This is a genomic window from Rhizobium sp. UFLA01-1127, assembly GCF_059803845.1.
This window is the reverse complement of the sequence record NZ_JAUQTZ010000265.1, coordinates 1-2,681: the sequence shown is the minus strand read 5'-3', so window position 1 is coordinate 2,681 and position 2,681 is coordinate 1. Positions and strand designations below refer to the sequence as shown.

3 protein-coding genes and 1 pseudogene are annotated in these 2,681 nt (G+C 59.6%); 3 read left to right on the top strand and 1 reads right to left on the bottom strand.

The window, feature by feature from the left end:
• Nucleotides 1-555 (bottom strand): phosphonate metabolism transcriptional regulator PhnF (gene phnF / locus Q4Q11_RS31440; protein WP_498571936.1); only part of this gene is annotated, 555 nt, incomplete at its 3' end.
• A gap of 340 nt (nucleotides 556-895) precedes the next feature.
• Between phnF and Q4Q11_RS31435 the strand changes: the two genes are divergently transcribed.
• The 3 genes and pseudogenes from Q4Q11_RS31435 to Q4Q11_RS31425 all read left to right on the top strand — a co-directional run.
• Complete coding sequence (locus tag Q4Q11_RS31435) at nucleotides 896-1,696, top strand: PfkB family carbohydrate kinase (RefSeq protein WP_498571935.1); 801 nt, start codon at nucleotides 896-898, stop codon at nucleotides 1,694-1,696.
• Nucleotides 1,697-1,929: 233 nt separating this feature from the next.
• Nucleotides 1,930-2,079: a hypothetical protein gene (locus Q4Q11_RS31430; RefSeq protein ID WP_498571934.1), complete on the top strand. Its 150-nt coding sequence runs from the start codon at nucleotides 1,930-1,932 to the stop codon at nucleotides 2,077-2,079.
• A pseudogene (locus Q4Q11_RS31425) lies at nucleotides 2,066-2,681 on the top strand (alpha-D-ribose 1-methylphosphonate 5-triphosphate diphosphatase); the annotation flags it as partial. The gene Q4Q11_RS31430 and the pseudogene Q4Q11_RS31425, both read left to right, overlap by 14 nt.

Genomic DNA, 2,681 nt, shown 5'->3' with positions numbered 1-2,681 from the left:
GATGATATCCGTGCGCAGGCGGATATAGTCGGGTATGCCGTATTCGGCCAGAATGACGCTCACGCTTCGCCCGCTGCGCCGGGCCTCGTCGAAGCCCGGAAAGCGACGTACGGGATAATAGGCACGCGAGTAATTGATCGGCTCTTCGTCGGCAAAACCGCGCCGGACGATATGGTAGACGGGCTCGCCGTGGGGAAGCCGCAGCGCCTCGGCGATAAACTCGGACGCGGGGACCACCTCTTCATGGATGGCCTGCCCCAGCGGTTCCCTGCCCTGATCGAGCAGGTTCTGGGAAAAACGCGTGCGTTCGGACAGGCGGTAGTCGAGGCGGCTATCACGAACAAAGGTGCCGCGCCCCTGCTCGACCAAGACCAGCCCGCGGCTCTCGAGACGGGAAATCGCCCGCCGTATCGTATGGCGCCCGACACCGAACCGCTCCATCAGATCTGATTCCGTGGGAAGCTGCGCCTTGGGCGATAGGCGGCCGGTCAGAATATCCTCGGCGATATCGCTCTCGACCTGTTGCCACTGCCCATGCAGCAGTTTTCTTCCCATGCCCGCTCATCCGAATTCATTGATGTCATTCGAATGTTATATATCGGCTGCAGCATTGCTTTTCAATCTCCGCCCATGGCTGGTACCCGTCAGATGGCTGCTGAAGCGAAATTCCCTTGTGACCTTTGCCGGCCTGGAACATCTATCTCCGGGACGGCTCGTACCGGATGACGCTTTGAAAATGGCGCTCACGACCGGCATTGCCGTCTTTGCCGTTCTCGAAGGCGCCGAAAGGCAACAAGTCTTTTGTCGATCGTGCCCGTTCCCTTGATCTTCCTGCTGGCACAGCGTTTCATGATCGCCGCACTGGCACTAGACGTTGAGGCAGATAGGCAGAAACATGCCCCGAATAATCGTCATCGGATCGGTCAATCACGACCGCATATGGCAACTGGACGCCCCGCTGGTTTCGGGTGGGCGGATACAGTTTTCGTCCCGCACGACCCGACTCGGCGGCGGTGCTTTCTACACCGGCCGGCAGTTGCTGGAGCTGGGAGCCGATGTCGCCATCGTCTCATGGCTGATGCGGGATGAGCAGGGACAAGCGGCGCTCCAATCACTTGCCGCGGACGGCTTCGATACCGAACATGTAACGATGGTACCGGGCGACACCGCGCCGCTGGAAATTCTCCTCGAACCGGGCGGAGAACGAACGATCGTGGCACCAGCCGGGCGTTCCCGTTCCTTGACAGTCACCGGAAAGCTTGTGGCCGCAGGCGTCTATGTCAACGCGCTCGTTCTTGAAGAGCACCTTGTCGAACAGATCGGCGCCCAGCCGCTTGTCGTCTCGCAATTTCCGCTAAAGCCCGCAACGCCTCGCCCGTCCGATTATGTCATCTCTTCGCGCGACGACGTTGCAGACGATCTCGCCGTCGCATGGCTGCGTGCCGGCGAGATTGCCGGTTCTCGCCTGAAGATGCTGGTTCTCACCGATGGTACGCGCCCGATCATGCTGTTTGACGGCGCGACAGCTATTGAAGTCGAACCGGCAGCAAGGGTCGAGACGACCAACACGATCGGCGCCGGCGATCGGTTCGCAGGCTCTTTTCTGTTTGCCCTGCTGGAAGGACTGGCCGCGGCGGCGGCCGCGCGGGAAGCAAGCCGCATCACAGCGGAATGGCTGCGCCGGCGCGGCGGCTGACGATTTCGCGCCACCACGCAAATCTCTTTCCGTAAGGCAAAACGCGATGGACAATTCATTCGAATGATTATAGTAATTATTCGAATATCTAAAAGCCCTTCCCCCCGACGAAATCCCAATGCTCGAGGAAAAGACGTTGACCGCGGAGAAGACCGGCAATCCGGTCAGCGCATTCTATACCTACGCGTGGTCGGCGGAGATCTCGAACATGCCATGGCGACGGTGTCATCTGCATGACGGCAGACCGGGTTATCGTGATGCAGCGCGGCATGGTCGTGGAGCATGTCTTTCGTCATCCTAAAGATGTAAGTGCATGGATCGACCGGGAAATTCATCTGGAAGCCATCAAGATTGAGGACGAGCAAAGCGATGTGGCTGAGTAATTTTGAGATTGTATTGCAGGACCGCGTGATCGAGCGCGGCGCCGTCAGGATCGAGGATGGGCTCATTGCTGATATCAGCGAAAGACCCGTCGAGGGCGCAGAAATAGATGGCCGCGGTCGGTTTCTGCTTCCCGGTTTCGTCGACATGCACGGCGACATGATCGAAAAATGCGTGGAACCGCGGGTCAATGTCCGCATGCCGCTCGAACTCGGCGTCTACGACCTCGACAAGATGCTTGCCGCCAACGGCGTGACGACAGCTTATGCCGCCGTCGCCTTCACGCCTGCCACCTATGGCCATGTCCGCTCCATCGAGCATACCCGTGCCATGATCGAAAAGCTCGCGTCGATGCGGGACGGTCTGCTGGTCGACCATCGCGTCCATGGCCGTTTCGAAGTGACCTTCCTGCCCGCCCTGACGGAAGCAAAAGCACTGATCGACGCCGGCGCGCTCCACCTGATTTCGCTGATGGATCATACGCCTGGCCAGGGTCAATATCGCGACATCGAGCTGCACATCGCCAACACGGCAAAGGCCAGGAAGATCAGCGAGGCTCAGGCGGCGGAACTCGTGGAGCAACGGATGGCCGCACGCTCTGAAC